The organism is Paraburkholderia sp. EG287B (assembly GCF_040965595.1).
Classification (GTDB): domain Bacteria; phylum Pseudomonadota; class Gammaproteobacteria; order Burkholderiales; family Burkholderiaceae; genus Paraburkholderia.
Genome location: NZ_JBFRCG010000011.1, coordinates 85795 through 105760, shown reverse-complemented (window position 1 = coordinate 105760; position 19966 = coordinate 85795). Strand labels below are relative to the sequence as shown.

Here is a 19966-nt window from a genome sequence, read left to right as displayed (position 1 = left end):
GCGCTCTCAACCTCTGGTCGATTCGGGAGATCCCATGAGCAGCGTTGCAGATTCGACGCGCGGTGCGCAAAGCGCACCTTTCTTTTCCAAAGAGGCGACCGTCGCCCCGCCGGGCTTTTCGCGCTGGATGGTGCCGCCCGCCGCGCTGGCCGTGCACCTGTGCATCGGCCAGGCCTACGCGTTTTCCGTGTTCAACGCGCCGCTCACGAAGGTGATCGGCATTACGCAGTCCGCGCCCGATGACTGGTCGCTCACCACGCTGGGCTGGATTTTCTCGCTGGCCATCGTGTTTCTCGGCCTTTCCGCCGCGTTCGGCGGCAAGTGGCTCGAACGTGTCGGCCCGCGCCGCACGATGTTTACCGCGGCGTGCTGCTTTGGTGGCGGTTTCCTCGTTTCCGCGCTCGGCGTGTATCTGCACCAGATCGCGCTGCTCTATCTCGGCTACGGCGTGATCGGCGGCATCGGCCTCGGGCTCGGCTACGTCTCGCCGGTTTCGACGCTGATCCGCTGGTTCCCCGACCGCCGCGGCATGGCAACGGGCCTCGCGATCATGGGCTTCGGCGGCGGCGCGATGATCGCCGCCCCGCTCTCCGTCATGCTGATGAAGCATTTCGCGAGCGACACGAGCGTGGGCGTCGCCCAGACCTTCGTGGTGCTCGGTGTGGCGTATTTCATCTCGATGACGATCGGCGCCATCACCATCCGCGTGCCCGCGCCGGACTGGAAGCCGGCGGGCTGGACGCCGCCCGTCGTGGCGAAGAAGCTCGTGTCGAACCAGCACGTGCACATCGACCAGGCGCTCAAGACGCCGCAGTTCTACCTGATCTGGCTCGTGCTGTTCCTCAACGTGACGGCCGGCATCGGCATTCTGGGCCAGGCCTCGGTCATGATCCAGGAAAGCTTCAAGGACACCGTGAGCGCCGGCGCGGCGGCGGGCTTCGTCGGCCTGCTCTCGCTCTTCAACATGGGCGGGCGCTTCGTGTGGGCTTCGGCCTCCGACTGGGTGGGCCGCAAGAACACCTACTTCATCTTCTTCGTGTTCGGCGCGGTGCTCTATTACGCGGTGCCGCAGTTCGCGCAGAGCGGCAACATCGTGTTCTTCGTGCTCGCGTTCTGCCTGATTCTCTCGATGTACGGCGGCGGCTTCTCGACCGTGCCCGCCTATCTCGCGGACATGTTCGGCACGGCGTTCGTCGGCGGCATTCACGGCCGTCTGCTCACCGCATGGGCCGCGGCAGGCGTGGCGGGCCCGGTGCTCGTGAACTACGTGCGCGCGTACCAGGTCGCGCACGGCGTGGCGAAGGCCGACGCCTACACGATGACCGTGCACATCATGGCTTCGCTGCTGGTGATCGGCTTCATCTGCAATCTGCTCGTGCGCCGCGTGGACGCGAAGCACCACATGAGCGAGACGCAACTCGCCGCCGGTAAATAAGGAGAAACGCGCAATGTCTATCCAAGCCGCCCCGAAATCGTCGAACAAGGCGCTGATGGCGATCTTCTGGCTCTACGTGCTGGTGCCGCTCGTGTGGGGTGTGACCAACACGCTCACGCAGGCGATGAAGCTGTTCAGCTGATGCCGTGACGCTCGAGTGAAGCGAGGCGGCGCGAGCCGCCCGCCAGAAACCCGTACTGCGGGCCGCCGACGAAAGTCGCGGCCCGCAGTTTTTTGGGGGGCGCGTAGTGGCACGAGCGCGAGCAGGAACGGTGGCGCGGGACGGACCGCGACGGGCGCTCGCCTCACGCGTGAAGGCGGCCGCGCAGCGGCCTCACACATCGCACGTCGATCCCGCGCCCGCCGCGTGTTCTCGCGCGGCCTTTGCGCCTTCCACCTGGAGAATGGTGGGCAGCGAGACGCCGTTCTTCGCCGCCGTGACCTCCGCGAGGATCGACACCGCGATTTCCGGCGGCGTGCGGCTGCCGATGTAAATGCCCACCGGCCCATGCAGCCGCGCGAGTTCCGCTTCGCTCAGGTCGAACTCCTTGAGCCGCTCGCGCCGCGCCGCGTTGTTGCGCCGCGAGCCCAGCGCGCCCACGTAGAACGCGGGCGTCTTGAGCGCTTCCATCAGCGCGAGGTCGTCGAGCTTCGGGTCGTGCGTGAGCGCGATCACGGCGCAGCGTTCGTCGAGCTTCATGTCGAGCACCGTGTCGTCGGGCATCGTGCGCACGAGCGCCGTGCCGGGCACGTCCCAGGTGTCGGTGTATTCCTCGCGCGGGTCGCACACGGTCACCTGGTAGTCGAGCCCCACGGCGATCTGGCAGAGATAGCGCGAGAGCTGCCCGGCGCCGATCACCAGCATGCGGTAGCGCGGCCCGTGAATCGTGAGCAGGCGCACGTCGTCGAAGTCCACGCCATCGGTCGCTTTCGCGGGGCCGAGCGTGGCGCGGCCGGTCGCCATGTCGAGTGTGCGCGCAACGAGTTCGCCGCGCTCGACGGTTTCGAGCAGTTCGCGAATGCCCGAGGCCTCGGAGAGCGGTTCGAGCACGAGCTGGATCGTGCCGCCGCATGGCAGTCCGAAACGATGCGCCTCTTCCGCCGTGATGCCGTATTTGACGGCTTCGGGCTTCACGATCGTCACGCCTTCGCGGTGCACGCGGTCGATCAGATCGTCCTCGATGCAGCCGCCCGACACGGAGCCGACCACGAGGCCGTCGCCGCGCACCACCAGCATCGCGCCCTCGGGACGCGGCGACGAGCCCCACGTTTTCACGACTGTCACCAGCAGCGCGCGGTGCCCTGCGTCGAGCCAGCGCACGCTGGATTTCAGGACTTCGAGATCCACGCTGTCCATGATCGTTTCCTCTTCGGTGTTTCCTCTGCGCCTTCGCCTTGTGGCTGGCCTTCTGCGTCGCTCGCGGCCGGTTCCGCCGCCTCGTCGGTATTTTCCTGCGCGCCGCCGCCCAGCTGTTGCCCGAAACGCTTGAAAAACTCGCCGGCGATCTTGCGCGCCGCGCCGTCGACGAGCCGCGAGCCGATCTGCGCGAGCTTGCCGCCTACCTGGGCGTTCGCGGTGTAGGTGAGCGTGGTCGACGCGTCGCCCGCGGCTTCGAGCTTCACGTGCGCGTCGCCCTTGCCGAAGCCCGCTGCGCCGCCCTGGCCCTCGAAGACGATCGTGTAGCTGTTGGGGGCGTCGATATCGGCGAGCTGCATGCGGCCCTTGAAGCGCGCCTTCACCGGGCCCACCGCGGCGGTCAGCGCGACGGCGTAGGCGTTCTCGCCGTCGGCCTCGATGCTTTCGCAGCCCGGTATGCACGCCTTGAGGATCGCCGTGTCGTTGAGCGCTTCCCAGGCGCGCTGTTGCGGCACCGGCAGCGTGTGGCTTTCAGTCAGCTCCATCGTGTTTCTCCTTGTGCCGGGCGCGCCTGCAGGGTGTGCAACGCGCGTGCCGGTTTCGGCAGACGAGTCGCCAGAGGCGTTGCCGCATGAGGCGCAGACCCGATCGGCGCGGCTTCGCACAGGCTGCGCGCGAACGCTTCGAGGCTGTCGAGATTGTGGGCGGGGTAGTGGGCGTCGACGTGGGGCAGCATCGCCTGCACGCCGCGCGCTTTCGGCGCGAAATCGTGGTAACGCAAGAGCGGATTGAGCCAGATCACGCGATGCGCGAAGCGGTGCAGGCGCGCCATCTCCTCGCTGAGCCGGCCGCATTCATCGTGATCGAGCCCGTCGGTGACGATCAGCACCGTCGCGCGCCCCCCGAGCATGCGGCGCGCCCAGCGGCGGTTGAATTCCGCGAGCGTGGCGCCGATGCGCGTGCCGCCCGACCAGTCCGCGACCTGGGTGGCGAGCTGCGCGAGCGCGACGTCGGGGTCGCGTTCGCGCAGCGCGCGCGTGGCGTGCGTCAGGCGCGTGCCGAACAGGAACACCTGCAGGCGCTCGCGCGATTGCAGCAATGCGTGGCAGAAGTAGAGCACCGCGCGCGAGTAGCTGCTCATCGAGCCGGAGATGTCGAGCAGCAGCACGAGCGGCAGCTTGCGTTCCACGGGCGCGCGATATTTCCACACGGTCCAGTCGCCGCCCGCGCGCACCGCGTGGCGCGCGCTCGCGCGCAGATCCGCGTGGGTGCCGCGCGACGCTGCCTTCAGGCGTCGCGTGCGAACGGTGGCGAGCGGCAGGCGGCGCGCGCGGATCAGGTGGCGCAGCGTGCGCCATTCGTCGGCGGTGAGCGTGTCGAAGTCGCGCTGGCGCAGGCGTTCCTCGGCGCTGAACGTGGCGTGTGCGCGCAACTCGTGCTCTTCGTGCGAGGGCGGTGGCTTCGCGCCGGGGCGATGGGCAGGACGCGCCGCGAGCGCGTCGGCGAGGCGGTTGTTCCGGCGCGGCGGCGGCACGCCGCCTTGCACCTTCGGCAGCAGCAGCGCGCGCAGCTTGCCTTCGAAATCCGGATCGCGCCAGAAGAGCGCGAACGCGGCGTCGAAGATCTCGCGCTCGTCGGGCGCGCTCGTGAGGAGCGCGGCGAGCGCCGCATGCACGTCTTCGCGGCGGCCGAGGTCGATGTGGCGCAGCGCTTCGATCGCGTCGACGGCGCGCGAAGGCGACATCGGCAGGCCGGCGCCGCGCAGCACACGCACGAAATGCACGACGTTGCGCGCGAACACGCTCGCGAGCGTGGGCATGGCGGCGGGCGAGGTGGCGTGGGTTCCGGACGACGAGGCAGCGGGCATCGTGCTCACTCCGCGAGCGCGAGCGTTTGCGCGATGCGCTGCGCGTCGAGCTGCGCGAGGTCGTCCTGGTACTTCAGCAGCACGCCCAGCGTGTCCTGCACCGACTGCGGATCGAGTTCCGTCACGGCGAGCGCGCTCAGCGCGCGGCACCAGTCGATCGTTTCCGCAATGCCGGGCGCCTTGAAAAGGTCCATCGTGCGCAACTGGTGCACGAACGCCACGGCGCGTTGCTGCAGTTCCGGGGCGGTCTCGGGCGCGCGCGCGGCCACGATCGCGAGTTCGCGCGCGCGGTCCGGGTAGCCGAGCCATTGATAGAGACAGCGCCGTTTGAGCGCGTCGTGCACTTCGCGCGTGCGGTTCGACGTGATCACGACGAGCGGCGGCGTGCTCGCGCGCACGGTGCCATATTCGGGAATCGATACCTGGAAGTCCGAAAGGAGTTCGAGCAGGAAGGCTTCGAACGGTTCGTCGGCGCGGTCGATTTCGTCGATCAGCAGCACGCGGCGCGCGCCGGGGTTTTGCGGGTCAGGCTGCAGCGCCTGGAGCAGCGGGCGCTTGAGCAGAAATTCGTCGCGATAGAGCGTGTCGTTGCGGGGCTTGTCGCCGGCGGCTTCGGCAAGACGCAGCGCCATGATCTGGCGCGGATAGTCCCACTCGTACAGCGCGCTGGCCGTATCGAGTCCTTCGTAGCATTGCAGGCGCAAGACCGTCGTGCCGAGCATCGCCGCCGCGGCCTTCGCGAGTTCGGTCTTGCCCACGCCCGGCTCGCCTTCGAGAAACAGCGGGCGTTCCATGCGCAGCGCAAGAAAGAGCGCCGTGGCGAGTTCGCGGCTCGCGAAATAGCCGCGCGCTTCGAGTTGTGCGAGGGTGTCGTCGATCGAGGCGGATTGCATGCGGGATTCTGGCAACGCGAATCAAAGGCGGCGAGCGCTCCCATGTTCACCTGGAAGCGCTCGCCCTCGGGACAAGCCTAGCCGTTGGCCTTCGCCACCGCGCGCGCCGCGAGCACCGGGATGAGGTGCGCGCGATAGGCCGCGCTCGCGTGCAGGTCGGTATTGAGGTCGTCGGCGGGCATCTTCACCGCGCGTGCGGCTTCGGGCGCGAAGTTCGTCTTCAGTGCGCTTTCCAGCGCGCCCGCGCGAAATACCGAAGGCCCGGCGCCCGTGACCGCCACGCGCACGGGACCGCCCGCCGCCTCCCCAGCATACTTCGCGACGAACACGCCCGCGAGCGCAAAGTGCGAGGCCGGATTGGGAAACTTCTCGTAGGCCGCGCGTTCGGGCACCTGGAATTCGACGGCCACGATCAGCTCGTCGGGTTCCAGCGCCGTTTCGTACATGCCGAGGAAGAAGTCGTCCGCTGCGATGCGCCGCCGGTCTGTCACCACCACCGCGTTCAGCGCGAGCACCGCGGCCGGATAGTCGGCGGCCGGATCGTCGTTCGCGAGCGAGCCGCCCAGCGTGCCGAGCGCGCGCACCTGGCGGTCGCCGATCATGCCCGCGAGGTCCGCGAGCGCCGGCAGCGTGTTGCGGATCTGCGCGTTCTCGGCGACGTCGGCATGGCACACGGCCGCGCCCACCTTCACCACCTTGCCGTCCACCTGCACGGCTTTCAGTTCGGGTATGCGCGTGACGTCCACGAGCGTGGTGGGCTGCGCGAGCCGCAGTTTCATGGCCGCGAGCAGGCTCTGGCCGCCACCGAGGAATTTGGCGTCGGCGTCGGCCGCGAGGGCTTTCACGGCGCCTTGCGCGTCGCTTGCGCGTTGATAGTCGAATGCGTACATGGAGCGCCTCCGCTCAAGGTTGTGTAGGGGCCTGCGCGGCCTGGATCGCCTGCCATACACGATGCGGCGTGGCCGGCATCTGCAGGTCCTTCACGCCTAGGGAGCTAAGTGCGTCCAGGATCGCGTTGATGACGGCGGGTGGCGAGCCGATCGCACCGGCTTCGCCGCAGCCCTTCACGCCAAGCGGATTGTGCGTGCACGGCGTGCCTTTCGCGGTTTCGACCGTATACGAAGGCACATCCGACGCGTGCGGCATCGCGTAGTCCATATACGAGCCCGAGAGCAGCTGGCCGCTCTCGTTGTCGTACACGCACTGTTCGAGCATCGCCTGGCCGATCCCCTGGCCTAGGCCGCCATGCACCTGGCCTTCGACGATCATCGGGTTGATGACGTTGCCGAAATCGTCCACGGCGGTGAAGCGTTCGATGCGCGTCTCGCCCGTCTCGGGATCGACTTCGACTTCGCAGAGATACGCGCCCGACGGATAGGTGAAGTTGGTCGGATCGTAGAACGCGCTTTCGTCGAGGCCCGGTTCGAGCGTCTCCAGCGGATAGTTGTGCGGCACGTACGCGGCGAGCGAGATTTCCGCGAAGGTCTTCGTGCGGTCGGTGCCCGCCACGCGGAACACGCCGTCGGCGAACTCGATGTCCTCCACGCCTGCTTCGAGCATGTGCGCGGCGATCTTCTTCGCCTTCGCCTCGATCTTGTCGAGCGCCTTCATGATGGCCGAGCCGCCCACCGAGATCGAGCGCGAGCCATAGGTGCCCATGCCGAACGGAATGCGGCCCGTGTCGCCGTGCACGATCTCGACCTGTTCGATCGGCACGCCCAGGCGATCGGCCACGACCTGCGCGAAGGTCGTCTCGTGGCCTTGGCCGTGGCTATGCGAGCCCGTGAACACGGTGACGGAACCGGTCGGATTCACGCGGACCTCACCGGCTTCGAAGAGGCCCGCACGCGCGCCGAGCGCACCCGCGATGTTCGAAGGCGCGAGCCCGCACGCCTCGATGTAGCAGGAGTAGCCGAGACCGCGCAGTTTCCCCTGTGCCTTCGATGCGTCGCGGCGCGTGGCGAAGCCCTTCACGTCGGCGAGTTCCAGTGCGCGCCCGAGGCACGCTTCGTAGTCGCCCGTGTCATAGGTGAGGCCAACGGGCGTGGCGTACGGGAAGCTCGTGATGAAGTTGCGGCGGCGGATTTCGGCCGGGTCGATGTTCATCTCGCGCGCGGCCGTCTCCACCAGACGCTCGACCACGTAGGTCGCTTCCGGGCGCCCCGCGCCGCGGTACGCATCCACGGGCACCGTGTTCGTGAACACGGCCTTCACCTCGGCGTAGATCGCGGGCGTGGTGTACTGGCCCGCGAGCAGCGTGGCGTACAGGATGGTCGGCACGCTCGAGGCGAAGGTCGAGAGATACGCGCCCATGTTCGCCGTGGTGTGCACGCGCATGGCGAGGAACTTGCCGTCCTTGTCGAGCGCGAGTTCGGCTTTGGTCACGTGGTCGCGGCCGTGCGCATCGGAAACGAAGGACTCCGATCGTTCGGCGGTCCACTTCACCGGCCGGCGGATCTTCTTCGCGGCCCACGTGAGCGCGACATCTTCGGCATACAGAAAGATCTTCGAGCCGAAGCCGCCGCCCACGTCGGGTGCGACGATGCGCAGCTTCGTTTCCGGCAGCCCGAGAACGAACGCGGCCATCAGCAGGCGCTCGACGTGCGGGTTCTGGTTCGCCACGTAGACGGTGTAGCTGTCGTCGTGCGGCGAGTAGCTCGCGTTCACGGCGCGCGGCTCGATGGCGTTCGGGATGAGCCGGTTGTTGACGATGTCGAGCGTCGTCACGTGCGCGGCCTGCGCGAAGGCGGCGTCGGTCGCGGCCTTGTCGCCGTGGCCCCACGTGTAGCAGGTGTTGTTCGGCACGCCGTCGTGCACGAGCGGCTGGCCGGCGTCGGCGGCGTGCGCCGTGTCGACGGCGGCGGGCAGCTCTTCGTAATCGACCTCGACCCGTTCGGCGGCATCCTTCGCGGCCTTGACCGAGTCGGCGATCACGAGCGCGACCTGGTCGCCCACGTGGCGCGCTTTTTCATGCGCGATCACGGGATGCGGCGGCTCGTTCATGGGCGTGCCGTCGATGCTGTGGATGAGCCAGCCGCACGGCAGGCCGCCCACGTTTTCCGCCGCGAGGTCCGCGCCGGTGAAGACGGCCACGACGCCGGGCGCTGCCTTCGCGGCGTCGATGTCGATGCTTTTGATGCGCGCATGGGCGTGCGGCGAGCGCACGAACACGGCGTAGGTCTGTGCGGGCAGCACGACGTCGTCGGTGTACTGGCCGATGCCGGTGAGGAAGCGGTAGTCTTCCTTGCGCTTGACGGGTGCGCCGATCATGCGGTTGGGTTCGGGTGCGTTCATGGTGGCCTCCCGAGTCACGCCGTCGTGGCGGCAGCGGGGGCGCCCGCGCGCATTGCCTGCGCGCCGGCGGCCACGGCCTTCACGATGTTGTGATAGCCCGTACAGCGGCAGAAGTTGCCGTCGAGTCCTTCGCGTATGTCGCTTTCCGTGAGGTCGGGCTTGGCGGCGGCGAGCGCGGTCGCGCACATCACCATGCCGGGCGTGCAGAAGCCGCATTGCAGGCCGTGGCATTCGCGGAACGCGGCCTGCATGGGATGCAGCTCGCCGTTTTTCGCGAGGCCTTCGATCGTCGTCACCTCCATGCCGTCGCACTGCACCGCGAGCTGGTTGCACGACTTGATCGCGCGGCCGTTCAGGTGGACCGTGCAGGCCCCGCATTGTGCGGTGTCGCAGCCGACGTGCGTGCCGGTGAGACGCTGCTGTTCGCGCAGGAACTGGACGAGGAGCGTGTGGGGTTCGACCTCGGCGGTCACGGGCGCGCCGTTGACCGTGAGGCTAATACTGATCGCCATTGATGTGTCTCCAATGTCGACCGGAGCACGGCGCTGCGTGTGGCTCCGGTCCCATGCCAGATGATGGGATAGAGACCTGCCTGGGCCCGCTTTTTTACACTGAATCGACCGCCATAACCGCCCGCAGGAAAACTCGCCCGTCCAACGCATTGCGCTTCATTGCGCGTGCAACGCACGGCGCCACGCAAACCACGCGGGGCGCTTCGGGCGGATCGAACCATTGCGGGTGGAGCGGAATCTGGGTCCGGCTGGTGCCTTGCTTTTCAGTGAAGCCTGGGGTGACGCCCGGACAGTAAAGCACAATTTGCCGAATTTCGCTGCGCGGGGTTTTACCCTCCAGAATGCTTGCAGCGTGCGCAAAAAAACGGCCCGCCTCGATGACTCGGGGCGGGCCGTTGCGTTGCAGTGCAGCGATCGATGGCAATCCAGGCAGGATCTGGGCGGGATCGAAGCGCCGCGAAGATCACGCAAACATCAGTCGTGATGCACGCGCTCGTGCGGTGCGTGGGCGAGACGCGAATGGCGGCGCGAATAGCCGAAGTAGACGATGAGGCCGAACGCGGTCCAGACGAGGAACGCGACCCACGTGAGCGGCTGGAGATTGATCATCAGGAACAGGCACGAAGCGACCGCGAGAATCGGCACCACGGGCACGCCCGGGCAGCGGAACGCGCGCGGCAGGTGCGGGTGGGTCTTGCGCAGCACGAGCACGGCGATCGACACCATCGAGAAGGCGGCGAGCGTGCCGATGTTGATCAGCTCGGCGAGCACGTTCAGCGGCACGAGCGCGCCGATCAGACCAAAGAAAATGCCGACGAGCCAGGTCGTGAAGAACGGCGTGGCGAAGCGCGGATGCACCTTCGAGAGTTTGGCGGGCAAGAGGCCGTCGCGCGACATCGCGTAGATGATGCGGGTCTGGCCGTAGCTCATCACGAGGATCACGGTGAGCATGCCGAGCACGGCGCCCAGATCGATGAAGCCCGCGACCCAGTTTTCGCCCGCCACCTGCAGCGCGAACGAAACCGGGTGGCCGACATGGGCGAAGCGCGGCGAGGGCACGATGCCGGTCACGACCGCCGCCACGGCGACGTACAGCACCGCGCACACGGCGAGCGAGGCGATGATGCCGACGGGCAGATCGCGCCTGGGGTTCTTCACTTCTTCGGCGGCGGACGACACTGAGTCGAAGCCGATGAACGCGAAGAACATCACGGCCGCGGCACCGAACACGCCGCGCCAGCCGTTGGGCATGAACGGATGCCAGTTCGCGGGGGTGACGTGGAACACGCCCACGGCGATCACGAGCAGCACCACGGTCACCTTGATCGCCACCATGATGTTGTTGATGCGCGTGGATTCGCGCACGCCCACGGAAAGCAGCCCCGTGATCGCCATCATCACGAGGAAGGCGGGCAGATTGAAGAGCGTGTGCACGCCGGGCACAGCGCCGGGCGCGGCCGAGAGCGCGGCGGGCAGCGTGAGGCCGAAGCCCGAAAGCAGCGACTGCAGGTAGCCCGACCAGCCCACCGAGACCGCGGAGGTGGCGAGGCCGTACTCGAGCATCAGGTCCCAGCCGATCACCCATGCGGCCAGCTCGCCGAGCGTGGCGTACGAATAGGTGTAGATCGAGCCGGCCACGGGAATGGTCGAGGCGAACTCGGCGTAGGCGAGCGCGGCGAAGCAGCAGGCCACGGCCGCGATCAGGAACGCGATCATGAGCGCCGGGCCGGCCTGCACGGCGCCCGTGCCGGTCAGCACGAAAATGCCGGTGCCGATGATCGCGCCGATGCCGAGAAAGGTGAGGTCGAGTGCGCCGAGTGCTTTTTTCAGGCCGGCGCCCTGGGCGCTCGCCTGCAACATGTGCTCGACGTTCTTCTTGCGAAAGAGGGACATTTGGCGGGGAACTCCACGTAAAACGCGCGAAGGCGAGGAGCTGGAGCGGTGGTTCACCCGTGGTTGACCCATGATTGACCTACGCCCGCCTGCGCCGGCTTCGCGTGCCGGATGTCTTTGGGGGAAACCCTAAATTTTAGCGGAAGTCGTGCGCGAGACCGGTCGAGCAGGGTCGGAAACGCTCGTTTGACGCGGACGATTCCGCCGCAATCGGCGACGCCCGAGCGCGATCCTTGCCGGGACCCGCGCAAACGGCGCAATTCATTTCCGGATCAGCGGGTTGTGGCGAGAAGGCCGCCTCGATGCCGCAGGGACGCCGGAACGTCAGGCGTTGACGGTAGGCGAGAGGTCGACGAGCCGGTTGCTCATCACATAGAAGGTCAGCTCGGCGTTGTTGGTGAGCTTCATCTTTTCGAGCAGGCGCGTGCGGTAGACGCTCACCGTCTTCACCGACAGCGAGAGCGCGTGGGCGATGTCGGTGAGACGCTTGCCCGAGGCGAGCATGCACAGCGTCTGGTATTCGCGGTCGGAGAGCTTCTCGTGGGGCAGCTGCTCGCCGTCCACCAGCACGTAGTCGGCGAGCGCTTCGGCCATCGCCGGGCTCACGTACTTGCGGCCCGCGGCGACCTGCTGGATCGCGGAGATCATCTGCGCGGCGTCCACCGTCTTCGAGAGATAGCCGGCCGCGCCCGCCTTCAGCGCGCGCACCGCGTATTGATCCTCGCGATACATCGAGAACATCAGCACCGGCACGCGCGGCGCCTTTTTCTTGGCGCGCTTGAGCACCTCCACGCCGTTCATGTCGGGCAGCGAGATGTCGAGCAGGACCACGTCGCACACGTGTTTCGCAATCGCGGCGAGCGCCTCGGCGCCCGTTTGCGCCTCGATCACCTCGGCGGCAATGCCGCGGTCGAGCAGCAGCTGGCGAACGCCCTGGCGCACGACGGCATGGTCGTCGACGAGCAGGATGCGATGGGTCATGAGCGGGCGCCTTCTTTGATGAGGAGGGGCGAGGCGGAATGGGCGACGCCGAGCAGCGCGTCCCACGCGAAGCGTGCGCGCACGGTCGTGCCGCGCGGGGCGGCTTCCTGCGGTGCGTCGTCGTGATGCGTGCGTGCGATGCCGCCTTTGACGGCGCGCAGCGAGCCGCCGAAGGCGGCGCAGCGCTCGCGCATGCCGGCGAGGCCGTAGTGGCCGGAGCGGCTCGTGCCGTTGTCTGTGCTGTCGTCGCCATGACCATTCGTCAGGCTGCGACGCATGCGGCCCGCGGCGCGCGCGAGGCCGATGCCGTCGTCGGCGATCGTGAGCGTGAGGTGGCGCGCCGTGCTTTCGAGCCGCACCTCGGCGCACGTGGCCTGCGCGTGGCGCGCCACGTTGGCGAGCGCTTCCTGGGCGACGCGGAACACGGCGAGCGCGGCCTCGGCGGGCAGGCGGGCGAGGCGCGCGTCGTCGCTGGCGCTGGCTACGCTTGCGGCGAGGCCCGTGCGCGCCGCGAAGCCGCGCACCCAGCTCGACAGCGCGGGCGCCAGGCCCGCGTCGAGGTGCGGCGCGTGCAGGCCGTCGAGCACCTGGCGCATCGCGCCGGTGGCGGCTTCGAGCGAGCGGGCGACGAGCGCGAGCGCCTCGGCGCATTGCGGCGGGGCGTTGGCGGGCAGCCAGGTGTGGACGTTGGCGAGCGCGAAGTGCGTGGCGGCGAGTTCCGCGCCGACGCTGTCGTGCAGGTCGCGCGCGAGTTGGTGGCGGACGGCTTCGTCGGCGTGGATGGACTGGGCGGCGCTGCCGTGGGCAAGCGTGCGGCTCGCGCGCCGGCGCGCGCCGCGTGCTGGCGCGGCAATCTGCCGATGCGCGCGGTCGAGGCCTTCGAGCGCGGCCACCGTGGCCGCCTCGTCGGCCGCAGCGGACCATGCGAGGAGGGCGAGGCCGTCGACGCCATGAGCGGCGCGCGGCGCATCGCCGGCGGGCGTGCGCGCGTTCGGCGCGGCGTATCTCGACGTATCCATCATTCCCCCGTTCAGGAACCGGTTCCTGCTGTCAGACGTCCGTCGGGATTTGGCCTCCCCGGCGTGACGACGAACAGCACGGCGCAGCGTAACGAAATTTACAACCAGTAACAACCTGGCTCTGCCCCTGGACACGTATCAATGTGTCCAATGTTGCGCTGCGATAATATCTTAAAAAAGGAAAAACTTCAGGCTGGACAAGGGTTAGCGGCCAAACTTCAGGTGTAGCGTGAGGTCGCGGGCCTTTGTCATGTAGGAAAAATACTGACAGGAAAGGTATCGCATTTGTGTGACAACTGTAACTGTGCCAGCGACAAAATAAAGGGCGCAAATAAAAATGCGCAGGCGAAAAAAAACCGGAGCACGAGGCTCCGGTTCTTCTTGTCGCGAGTGACCTGAGGCGGGCGCTTAACCGACGAACGCCTTTTCCACCACGTAGTGACCCGGCTGGTTGTTGCTGCCTTCCGTGAGGCCGGCCTTTTCGAGCAGTTCGACGGTGTCGCGCAGCATGTGCGTGCTGCCGCAGAGCATGATGCGGTCGCGCTCGGGCGAGAACGTCGGCAGATCGAGGTCTTCGAACAGCTTCTTCGTGTCGATCAGTTCGGTGATGCGGCCGCGGTTGTCGAACACTTCGCGCGTGACGGTCGGGTAGTACACCAGCTTTTCGCGCACGATTTCGCCGAGGTATTCATGCTCGCGCAGTTCTTCGGTGATGAAGTCCTTGTACGCGAGTTCGTCGACGAAACGGCAAGTGTGCGTGAGCACGATCTTGTCGAAGCGGTCGTAGATGTCCGGGTCCTTGATGATCGACATGAACGGGGCGAGGCCCGTGCCGGTCGAGAGCAGCCACAGCACCTTGCCGGGCAGCAGGTTGTCGGCCACCAGCGTGCCGACGGGCTTCTTGCCGATCAGCACCTTGTCGCCGATCTTCAGGTGCTGCAGGCGCGACGTGAGCGGGCCGTCCGGCACCTTGATGCTGAGAAACTCCAGATGCTCTTCGTAGTTGGCGCTCGCGAGCGAGTACGCGCGCATCAGCGGCTTGCCGTCCACTTCGAGGCCGACCATGGTGAACTGGCCGTTGTCGAAACGCAGGGCCTGGTCGCGCGTGCAGGTGAAGCTGAAAAGCGTGTCGGTCCAGTGATGGACGCTCAGAACGGTTTCTTCGGTGAATTTGCTCATGGTTCCTGAAGTGCGAAACAAGCGCCGCCTGACTGCGGCGATCCTGCCGGCCTGCTGTCCAGTACAGCGTAGCTTTGACGATATGCCCGGGACCCGGCGGCCTGGTGTTACGCCACGGCAGGCAAGTCCCTGTTGTTTTGCCAGTTCGCCCCGCTGCGAACGAGGCGCAATCCGCTATTTTACCGCGCTCGAGCCGCAAGGACCCGGTCGATCCTGCTTGTCGATCTGCCTGGACCGGGTTGGGTCCCCTGCGCGGCAAGGGAGGGTGGCTCGCTGCGGCGGTGTGCTGGCATCCGCGCGCCGGCGCAACACGCAACGGCCGGGACTGCTGGCGACGGCAAAAGGGGGCGGCGGGTCAAACTTCGCCGGGCCTCGCGGGCCGCAGCGGACCTTGCCAGGACCCGCGAGAGCGGGCTTTCCTGTTGCTGGCGACACGCGGCAGATTGCGAAAACGCGATCGGCGTGTGCGAATTTTCGGCTAAATGATACCGGAAGGTCTGACAGCCCGCAGCATTGACCCTGCTGGCGGGGCAGTTTCGACGCGGCTTTTAGGCGCCGATACGCGCGTAATGGCGCCAACTTCGACGCTGCAGCGGTGCTGCGGCGGTGCGCCGCGGCGACCGGGGAGCCCGAGGCGCATGAACGCGCCCTAGCGGTCGGCCGCGAGCTTCACGCCGAGCCCGATCAGCGCGGCGCCGCAAAACGCGTCGATCGGGCGGCGCAGGCGGCGGTAGCCGCGCTGGGTGCGGTCGTCGGCGAACAGGAAGGCGAGGCTGCAATGCCAGCCGAACGACATCGCGGCGACCGTGCCGAGCGCGACGCCATAGAACCACAGCGGCGGATGTGCCGGAAACACGGCCGCGAACACGCTGGTCCAGAACACGCACGACTTGGGGTTCGTGAGGCAGGTGATGAGTCCCGCGCGCCAGGTGCGCAGCCACGCGCGCCGGTCGGCGCGAGGCGGCGGTGCGACTGCGGCCTGTGCCGCGGCAGCCAGCTCGCGGCGCACGCCGGAGCGCAGCAGCTTGAGCCCGAACCAGACGAGATAGAGCGCGCCGGCCACGCGCACGCCGTTGTAGAGCCAGCCGATGTGCTGCAGCACGGCCGCGAAGCCGAGCATGGCGAGCGCCGCCCAGAGTGTCGAGCCGACGCCCACGCCCGCCGCCGAGGCGACGCCCAGGCCGCGCCGGCCGGCAAGCGAAAGCTGCGTGACCATGAAGAAGTTCGGGCCGGGGCTGATGAGCGCAAACAGATAGACGACAACGATCTGCAGCAGCGTGGCGAGGTAATGCATCTGAGGAGACCTGACGAAACGCGCGGCGCGCGCGACGCGACATATTAGCGCGGGCTTGCGCGTGCCGGTGGCCGCGATCGGGAGCGTGTCGCGCGGATGCTTCGGCGGAACCGCGTCGCGCCGCGGCCCGGCGCGTCAGTCTTCGAGCCGCAGGCGCGCCATGTACGGCAGGTGATCGGAGAGCCAGGCGGTCTCCTGCGCGGGCTGGATCAGCTCGACGGGCTTGAGGCCCCGCACGAACATCTTGTCGAGCGCGAGCGCCGGCGAGAAGGCCGGAAAGGTGCGCGCCGGCTCGCCGAGCAGCGTCGCGACTTCCTGCAGCCCATGCTCCGCGAAGAGCGGCACGGAGTCGTTGCGCCAGTCGTTGAAGTCGCCCGCCAGCACGAGCGGCCCCTGCGGCGCTTCCTTCACGATCCAGTGCGCGATCCAGTTCATCTGCCGCAGCCGCGCACTGCGCGTGAGCGCAAGGTGCGCGCACAGCAGCGTGACGGACTGGCCGGCTACGTTTGCGCGCGCAACGAGCAGCCCGCGCCGCTCGAAGCGGTGCGCGGAGATGTCCCAGCGTCCGCCCAGATCGAGCGGATGCGGCGAAAGAATCGCATTGCCGTGCCGCCATGAAGGCTTGAACACGTTGGGCCCGAGGGCGATCTGCAATTCGAGCGCGGTGGCGATTTCGGTGGCCTGGCAGTGCCAGACGTCGTCGAGCGGGTCGCCCAGCTGCGCGCCGAAGGCCGAGGCGAGCACCGGCTGCGGCAAGCGGCGGGCCATCGCTTCCTGCAGAAACCAGGCGTCGGCATGGGTGGACTGGACCCAGCGCCGCATCGCCTCCCAGGCCTCGAAGCCCAGCGGCGAGCGGCCCTTGTGCAGATTCCAGCTCACGGCCACGAAGTCTTTGCTCAGTGAAGTGTCGATGAGCGGTTGTTCGGGATTTCGCATGCGTTTTTTTCTAACGGATTGGGTCACGCCGGGTCGTGCATTGGATCGGTGCGGTCACTGTGCGGACGGCGGCGCGAGTATCGCGCGCACCCGGTACGCCAGCGAGGGGTTCTGGTCGACGATCTGCCAGGTCACCCACTGCCCATCGGGCACGATCAGGCCCGGATGGCTCGCGCTCACCTGGCGCGGCTGCGGCGGCAGCCGGCAGCCTTCGGGCGTCGTCGGCACGGCGTCGTTTTCGAGCGTTTCCTGCGCCTCGACCGACAGGACGACCAGGTTCGCGCGCACCTGCAACGGCGAAACGGTGATCGTGCGCGACAGATCGATGCTGCCTGCCGGCTGATCTTTGCAGCCCACGTTGTGCGAGACGACCTTGTGATGCGTGTCCGTATGCGCCTGGCCGATCGAGGTCGTGCCATTGAACGCGTCGATTTGCTGGCCGTCGCGCATGACCTGCAGCTCCCACTGGACAGCGCCCTGGGTGACAGGCGCCGCCTCGGGCGCCACAGCGGTCCCCGCGGGCGCAGTGGGCGGCGGCGGTGGTGGCGGGGGCGTCACGGCGCGTGAGGTCGCGGGCGGAGGAGGCGCCGGCGCTTGCGCGCCCGGCAGGATGGGGGGTTCCGAAGGCGTCGTATAGGCCGGCTGCGCCGTTCCCTGCGCCAGCGCGCACACGCTCGTTCCCGAGAGGGCGGCCAGGATCAGCAGGGCAAGGCAATGTTTCCACAACTTCATATGGGTGGCTCCGTGCACGGCGCCGCGCGAAGCGACAGTGTCGGCAACGCTACGGCGGGGCGGGTACGTTCTGACCATCGATCCTATACCGGGTTCGCAAACGCCGGACCGCAGCGGTTCATGAGAGATGGGGACGCGGCGGGCGCGCTTCAACCATCGTGCGTCGAACGATTGGTTATTGAAGTGCAACAAACATAAATCTGTCTGCGTGTTTTGGCGAAAATTGTTGTCGTGGCTGCAACGGTGACTTGTTGCTTATCGGGATGGTTTTTCGATAGCCCGTGTTTACACTGGCTTCGACGTGTCCGACACGTTGTCCGGATTCCGCCGGCTGGCCAGCATGGGTTGCAAAGCTTGCCGGGCATCGCCTCGAAGGAGCCTCGCCATGAAGCCGTCCGTTACGCTTGCTGCCCTGCTGGTCAGCGCCGCCACCGCCCTTGCCGCCGCGCCCGCATTCGCGGGCGGCGATGCGGCGACGCCAGAGGTTCAATCACTTCCCGTCGCGGCGGTCGCCACGAACGCCCCGAAGACGCGCGCCCAGGTGAAGGCCGAGCTGGCCAGCGCCCGTGCGCACGGCGAACTGAGTCTGGACCCGAATTCGCCGGCTTATCCGCAGCAATACGCGATGGGCGGCTATACCGCGCCTCGCGAGCAGGCCGCGGGCTTCTTCCACGCTCGCAACGTCGACAACTGACGCCTCGGCGGGTGCGCGGCGACAATCTATCTCTGTTCCCTTCCGCTCTTTCCTTGCGAGAGTCTGGCGTAGCCTCCCCGCCGGGCGGCGTACAATTTTTGTCACGCGGCGGCGCGCGTTGTGCGTTGCCCATCCCATGGCAGAGAGGATCGCGGCGCGGCTGGCTTGCCTGTCGGCGCTGCGAAGGCGGGACGCAGGGACATGGACCAGATCGAATGCGTGGTGATCGGCGCGGGCGTGGTCGGCCTCGCCGTAGCGCGTGCGCTTGCGGCGCGCGGGCGCGAGGTGATCGTGCTCGAAGCCGCCGAGGCCATCGGCACCAGCACCAGTTCGCGCAATAGCGAGGTCATTCACGCCGGGCTCTACTACCCGCGCGGCTCGCTCAAGGCCACATTGTGCGTGCGCGGGCGCGAAATGCTCTACGAGTACTGCGCGTCGCACAACGTCACGCACGCGCGCTGCGGCAAGCTGCTCGTCGCCACGGCGGCGAACCAGATTCCGCAACTCGAGGCGATTCGCGCGCGCGGCAAGGAAAACGGCGTGTTCGACCTCACGCGCATCAGCGGCAGCGAGGCGCTCGCGCTCGAACCGGCGCTCGAATGCGTCGCGGCCGTGTACTCGCCGCAAACCGGCATCGTCGACAGCCATCAGCTCATGCTTGCGCTGCAAGGCGACGCCGAGCGCGACGGCGCCGTGATCGCGCTGAAGTCGCCGGTCGAGTCGATCGATGCGCTGGGCAGCGGCTTCACGGTGCGAACGGGCGGCGACGCGCCGATCGACATCCGCGCCGGCTGCGTCGTCAATAGCGCAGGCCTGTATGCGACGAAGCTCGCCAAACGCATTCGCGGGCTCGACGCGCGCCACGTGCCGCCGTTCTATCTGGCGCGCGGCAATTACTTCAGCGTGTCGGGTCGCGTGCCGTTCTCGCGTCTCATCTACCCGATGCCCAACGACGCCGGCCTCGGCGTGCATCTCACGCTCGATCTGGGCGGCCAGGCGCGCTTCGGCCCCGACGTCGAATGGATCGATGCGGTCGATTACGACGTCGATCCCCGCCGCGCCGAGTCCTTCTACGCGCAGATCCGCACCTACTGGCCCGCGCTGCCCGACGGCGCGCTGCAGCCGGCCTACGCGGGCATCCGCCCGAAGCTCTCGGGGCCTGGCGAACCGGCCGCCGATTTCATGATCCAGGGCGCGGCGTCGCACGGCGTGCGCGGCCTCGTGAACCTGTTCGGCATCGAGTCGCCGGGGCTCACGGCTTCGCTGGCGATCGCGCAGCGCGTCTGCGAGATGGCTTCGTTCGATTGATCGGGCTTTGCGCCCTTCTTCCAGTGAGCGGCATCATGCCGCTCACTTATCTCCAGCATTGCAGCGTCACCGGGGCTTGCTTCGTTGATAAGCTTCTTCGCGACGCCGCCACCAGAGCGGCTCAGAGGCATGCGCGGCACGCGCCACACGAAAGCGCCGCGCGAAAACCCAGCGAACGAATCGCCACAATACTGGAGTGAGTCATATGAAATCGTCCCGCCGCAGCTTTCTGATTACGAGCATCGGCGTCGCTTCGACGCTCGCGCTTTCGCGCCAGGCCTTCGCCGACGCGCCCAAGGCTGCCGAATCCGATCCCACCTCACAGGCGCTCGGCTACAAGCTCGACGCGACCAAGGTCGACCGAGCGAAGTTCGCGAAGTACGCCGCCGGCCAGGACTGCAGCAACTGCACGTTCTATCAGGGCAAGGCCACCGACGCGTTCGCGCCGTGCCCGATGTTCGGCGGCAAGCAGGTCGCCGGTAAGGGCTGGTGCAGCGCCTATAACAAGAAGGCGTGATGAATCGGCGCGGGCGGTGCAATGCGTAGACCCCACGCGCTTCGCTGCCCGCGCC

The 19966-nt window shown here is 67.6% G+C and carries 19 protein-coding genes and 1 pseudogene; 5 read left to right on the top strand and 15 right to left on the bottom strand.

All coding sequences use genetic code 11. The features are described from left to right. Positions 1–34 precede the first annotated feature (34 nt). Both AB4Y40_RS21025 and AB4Y40_RS21020 read left to right on the top strand, forming a co-directional pair. Positions 35–1435: an OFA family MFS transporter gene (locus tag AB4Y40_RS21025; protein WP_042265491.1), complete on the top strand. Its 1401-nt coding sequence runs from the start codon at positions 35–37 to the stop codon at positions 1433–1435. Positions 1436–1448: 13 nt separating this feature from the next. Next, a complete protein-coding gene (locus AB4Y40_RS21020) occupies positions 1449–1577 on the top strand; it encodes an oxalate:formate antiporter (protein ID WP_368689420.1) in 129 nt (42 codons plus the stop codon). Positions 1578–1769: 192 nt separating this feature from the next. Here the strand turns inward: AB4Y40_RS21020 and AB4Y40_RS21015 are convergent, their stop codons facing one another. The 15 genes and pseudogenes from AB4Y40_RS21015 to AB4Y40_RS20945 all read right to left on the bottom strand — a co-directional run. Further along, a complete protein-coding gene (locus AB4Y40_RS21015; protein ID WP_368689419.1) occupies positions 1770–2792 on the bottom strand; it encodes an XdhC family protein in 1023 nt (340 codons plus the stop codon). Beyond that, positions 2765–3337, bottom strand: coding sequence for a CoxG family protein (locus AB4Y40_RS21010; protein WP_368689418.1), 573 nt, complete (start codon positions 3335–3337; stop codon positions 2765–2767). Before AB4Y40_RS21010 ends, AB4Y40_RS21015 begins: the two co-directional genes overlap by 28 nt. Next, the gene (locus tag AB4Y40_RS21005; RefSeq protein WP_368689577.1) at positions 3328–4611 is read right to left on the bottom strand and encodes a VWA domain-containing protein; all 1284 of its coding nucleotides are present in this window, start codon (positions 4609–4611) and stop codon (positions 3328–3330) included. The genes AB4Y40_RS21010 and AB4Y40_RS21005 overlap by 10 nt, the downstream gene beginning before the upstream one ends. Before the next feature lie 53 nt (positions 4612–4664). Further along, entirely contained in the window at positions 4665–5552 is an 888-nt protein-coding gene (locus AB4Y40_RS21000; protein ID WP_368689417.1) for an AAA family ATPase, read from the bottom strand. Positions 5553–5629: 77 nt separating this feature from the next. Continuing rightward, entirely contained in the window at positions 5630–6442 is an 813-nt protein-coding gene (locus AB4Y40_RS20995) for a xanthine dehydrogenase family protein subunit M (RefSeq protein WP_368689416.1), read from the bottom strand. A 13-nt stretch (positions 6443–6455) separates the two neighbouring features. Continuing rightward, the gene (locus tag AB4Y40_RS20990; protein WP_368689415.1) at positions 6456–8846 is read right to left on the bottom strand and encodes a xanthine dehydrogenase family protein molybdopterin-binding subunit; all 2391 of its coding nucleotides are present in this window, start codon (positions 8844–8846) and stop codon (positions 6456–6458) included. Positions 8847–8860: 14 nt separating this feature from the next. Beyond that, a complete protein-coding gene (locus AB4Y40_RS20985; protein WP_342924408.1) occupies positions 8861–9358 on the bottom strand; it encodes a (2Fe-2S)-binding protein in 498 nt (165 codons plus the stop codon). A gap of 94 nt (positions 9359–9452) precedes the next feature. After that, positions 9453–9782, bottom strand: a complete 330-nt coding sequence (locus tag AB4Y40_RS20980) for a hypothetical protein (RefSeq protein ID WP_368689414.1) — start codon at positions 9780–9782, stop codon at positions 9453–9455. 50 nt (positions 9783–9832) lie between these two features. Beyond that, positions 9833–11251: an amino acid permease gene (locus AB4Y40_RS20975; RefSeq protein WP_368689413.1), complete on the bottom strand. Its 1419-nt coding sequence runs from the start codon at positions 11249–11251 to the stop codon at positions 9833–9835. A gap of 324 nt (positions 11252–11575) precedes the next feature. After that, positions 11576–12232, bottom strand: coding sequence for a response regulator transcription factor RqpR (gene rqpR, locus AB4Y40_RS20970; RefSeq protein WP_368689412.1), 657 nt, complete (start codon positions 12230–12232; stop codon positions 11576–11578). Continuing rightward, positions 12229–13254: a sensor histidine kinase gene (locus AB4Y40_RS20965; protein ID WP_368689411.1), complete on the bottom strand. Its 1026-nt coding sequence runs from the start codon at positions 13252–13254 to the stop codon at positions 12229–12231. The genes rqpR and AB4Y40_RS20965 overlap by 4 nt, the downstream gene beginning before the upstream one ends. Before the next feature lie 405 nt (positions 13255–13659). Beyond that, complete coding sequence (locus tag AB4Y40_RS20960) at positions 13660–14430, bottom strand: ferredoxin--NADP reductase (RefSeq protein WP_368689410.1); 771 nt, start codon at positions 14428–14430, stop codon at positions 13660–13662. A gap of 649 nt (positions 14431–15079) precedes the next feature. Beyond that, positions 15080–15724, bottom strand: coding sequence for a LysE family translocator (locus AB4Y40_RS20955; RefSeq protein WP_368689409.1), 645 nt, complete (start codon positions 15722–15724; stop codon positions 15080–15082). A 135-nt stretch (positions 15725–15859) separates the two neighbouring features. Further along, on the bottom strand, positions 15860–16660 hold the full coding sequence (locus tag AB4Y40_RS20950; protein WP_042265511.1) for an endonuclease/exonuclease/phosphatase family protein: 801 nt from the start codon (positions 16658–16660) through the stop codon (positions 15860–15862). 54 nt (positions 16661–16714) lie between these two features. Then, positions 16715–17131: pseudogene (locus tag AB4Y40_RS20945) on the bottom strand (hypothetical protein); the annotation flags it as partial. A gap of 646 nt (positions 17132–17777) precedes the next feature. Here AB4Y40_RS20945 and AB4Y40_RS20940 point away from each other — a divergent pair. The 3 genes from AB4Y40_RS20940 (at position 17778) to AB4Y40_RS20930 (ending at position 19911) form a co-directional block, all read left to right on the top strand. Continuing rightward, entirely contained in the window at positions 17778–18086 is a 309-nt protein-coding gene (locus AB4Y40_RS20940; RefSeq protein WP_368689408.1) for a DUF4148 domain-containing protein, read from the top strand. Between the two features lie 201 nt (positions 18087–18287). Then, positions 18288–19394 (top strand): NAD(P)/FAD-dependent oxidoreductase, encoded by a 1107-nt coding sequence (locus tag AB4Y40_RS20935; RefSeq protein ID WP_368689407.1) that lies wholly within the window; start codon positions 18288–18290, stop codon positions 19392–19394. Between the two features lie 205 nt (positions 19395–19599). Next, a complete protein-coding gene (locus AB4Y40_RS20930) occupies positions 19600–19911 on the top strand; it encodes a high-potential iron-sulfur protein (RefSeq protein ID WP_069265209.1) in 312 nt (103 codons plus the stop codon). Positions 19912–19966: the final 55 nt, after the last annotated feature.

What these genes read in the sequence shown, in the direction of transcription:
- AB4Y40_RS21025 (WP_042265491.1), top strand. Translation starts at nt 35, where the DNA reads ATGAGCAGCGTTGCAGATTCGACGCGCGGTGCGCAAAGCGCACCTTTC.
- AB4Y40_RS21020 (WP_368689420.1), top strand. Translation starts at nt 1,449, where the DNA reads ATGTCTATCCAAGCCGCCCCGAAATCGTCGAACAAGGCGCTGATGGCG.
- AB4Y40_RS21015 (WP_368689419.1), bottom strand. Translation starts at nt 2,792, where the DNA reads ATGGACAGCGTGGATCTCGAAGTCCTGAAATCCAGCGTGCGCTGGCTC.
- AB4Y40_RS21010 (WP_368689418.1), bottom strand. Translation starts at nt 3,337, where the DNA reads ATGGAGCTGACTGAAAGCCACACGCTGCCGGTGCCGCAACAGCGCGCC.
- AB4Y40_RS21005 (WP_368689577.1), bottom strand. Translation starts at nt 4,611, where the DNA reads ATGCCCACGCTCGCGAGCGTGTTCGCGCGCAACGTCGTGCATTTCGTG.
- AB4Y40_RS21000 (WP_368689417.1), bottom strand. Translation starts at nt 5,552, where the DNA reads ATGCAATCCGCCTCGATCGACGACACCCTCGCACAACTCGAAGCGCGC.
- AB4Y40_RS20995 (WP_368689416.1), bottom strand. Translation starts at nt 6,442, where the DNA reads ATGTACGCATTCGACTATCAACGCGCAAGCGACGCGCAAGGCGCCGTG.
- AB4Y40_RS20990 (WP_368689415.1), bottom strand. Translation starts at nt 8,846, where the DNA reads ATGAACGCACCCGAACCCAACCGCATGATCGGCGCACCCGTCAAGCGC.
- AB4Y40_RS20985 (WP_342924408.1), bottom strand. Translation starts at nt 9,358, where the DNA reads ATGGCGATCAGTATTAGCCTCACGGTCAACGGCGCGCCCGTGACCGCC.
- AB4Y40_RS20975 (WP_368689413.1), bottom strand. Translation starts at nt 11,251, where the DNA reads ATGTCCCTCTTTCGCAAGAAGAACGTCGAGCACATGTTGCAGGCGAGC.
- rqpR (WP_368689412.1), bottom strand. Translation starts at nt 12,232, where the DNA reads ATGACCCATCGCATCCTGCTCGTCGACGACCATGCCGTCGTGCGCCAG.
- AB4Y40_RS20965 (WP_368689411.1), bottom strand. Translation starts at nt 13,254, where the DNA reads ATGATGGATACGTCGAGATACGCCGCGCCGAACGCGCGCACGCCCGCC.
- AB4Y40_RS20960 (WP_368689410.1), bottom strand. Translation starts at nt 14,430, where the DNA reads ATGAGCAAATTCACCGAAGAAACCGTTCTGAGCGTCCATCACTGGACC.
- AB4Y40_RS20955 (WP_368689409.1), bottom strand. Translation starts at nt 15,724, where the DNA reads ATGCATTACCTCGCCACGCTGCTGCAGATCGTTGTCGTCTATCTGTTT.
- AB4Y40_RS20950 (WP_042265511.1), bottom strand. Translation starts at nt 16,660, where the DNA reads ATGCGAAATCCCGAACAACCGCTCATCGACACTTCACTGAGCAAAGAC.
- AB4Y40_RS20940 (WP_368689408.1), top strand. Translation starts at nt 17,778, where the DNA reads ATGAAGCCGTCCGTTACGCTTGCTGCCCTGCTGGTCAGCGCCGCCACC.
- AB4Y40_RS20935 (WP_368689407.1), top strand. Translation starts at nt 18,288, where the DNA reads ATGGACCAGATCGAATGCGTGGTGATCGGCGCGGGCGTGGTCGGCCTC.
- AB4Y40_RS20930 (WP_069265209.1), top strand. Translation starts at nt 19,600, where the DNA reads ATGAAATCGTCCCGCCGCAGCTTTCTGATTACGAGCATCGGCGTCGCT.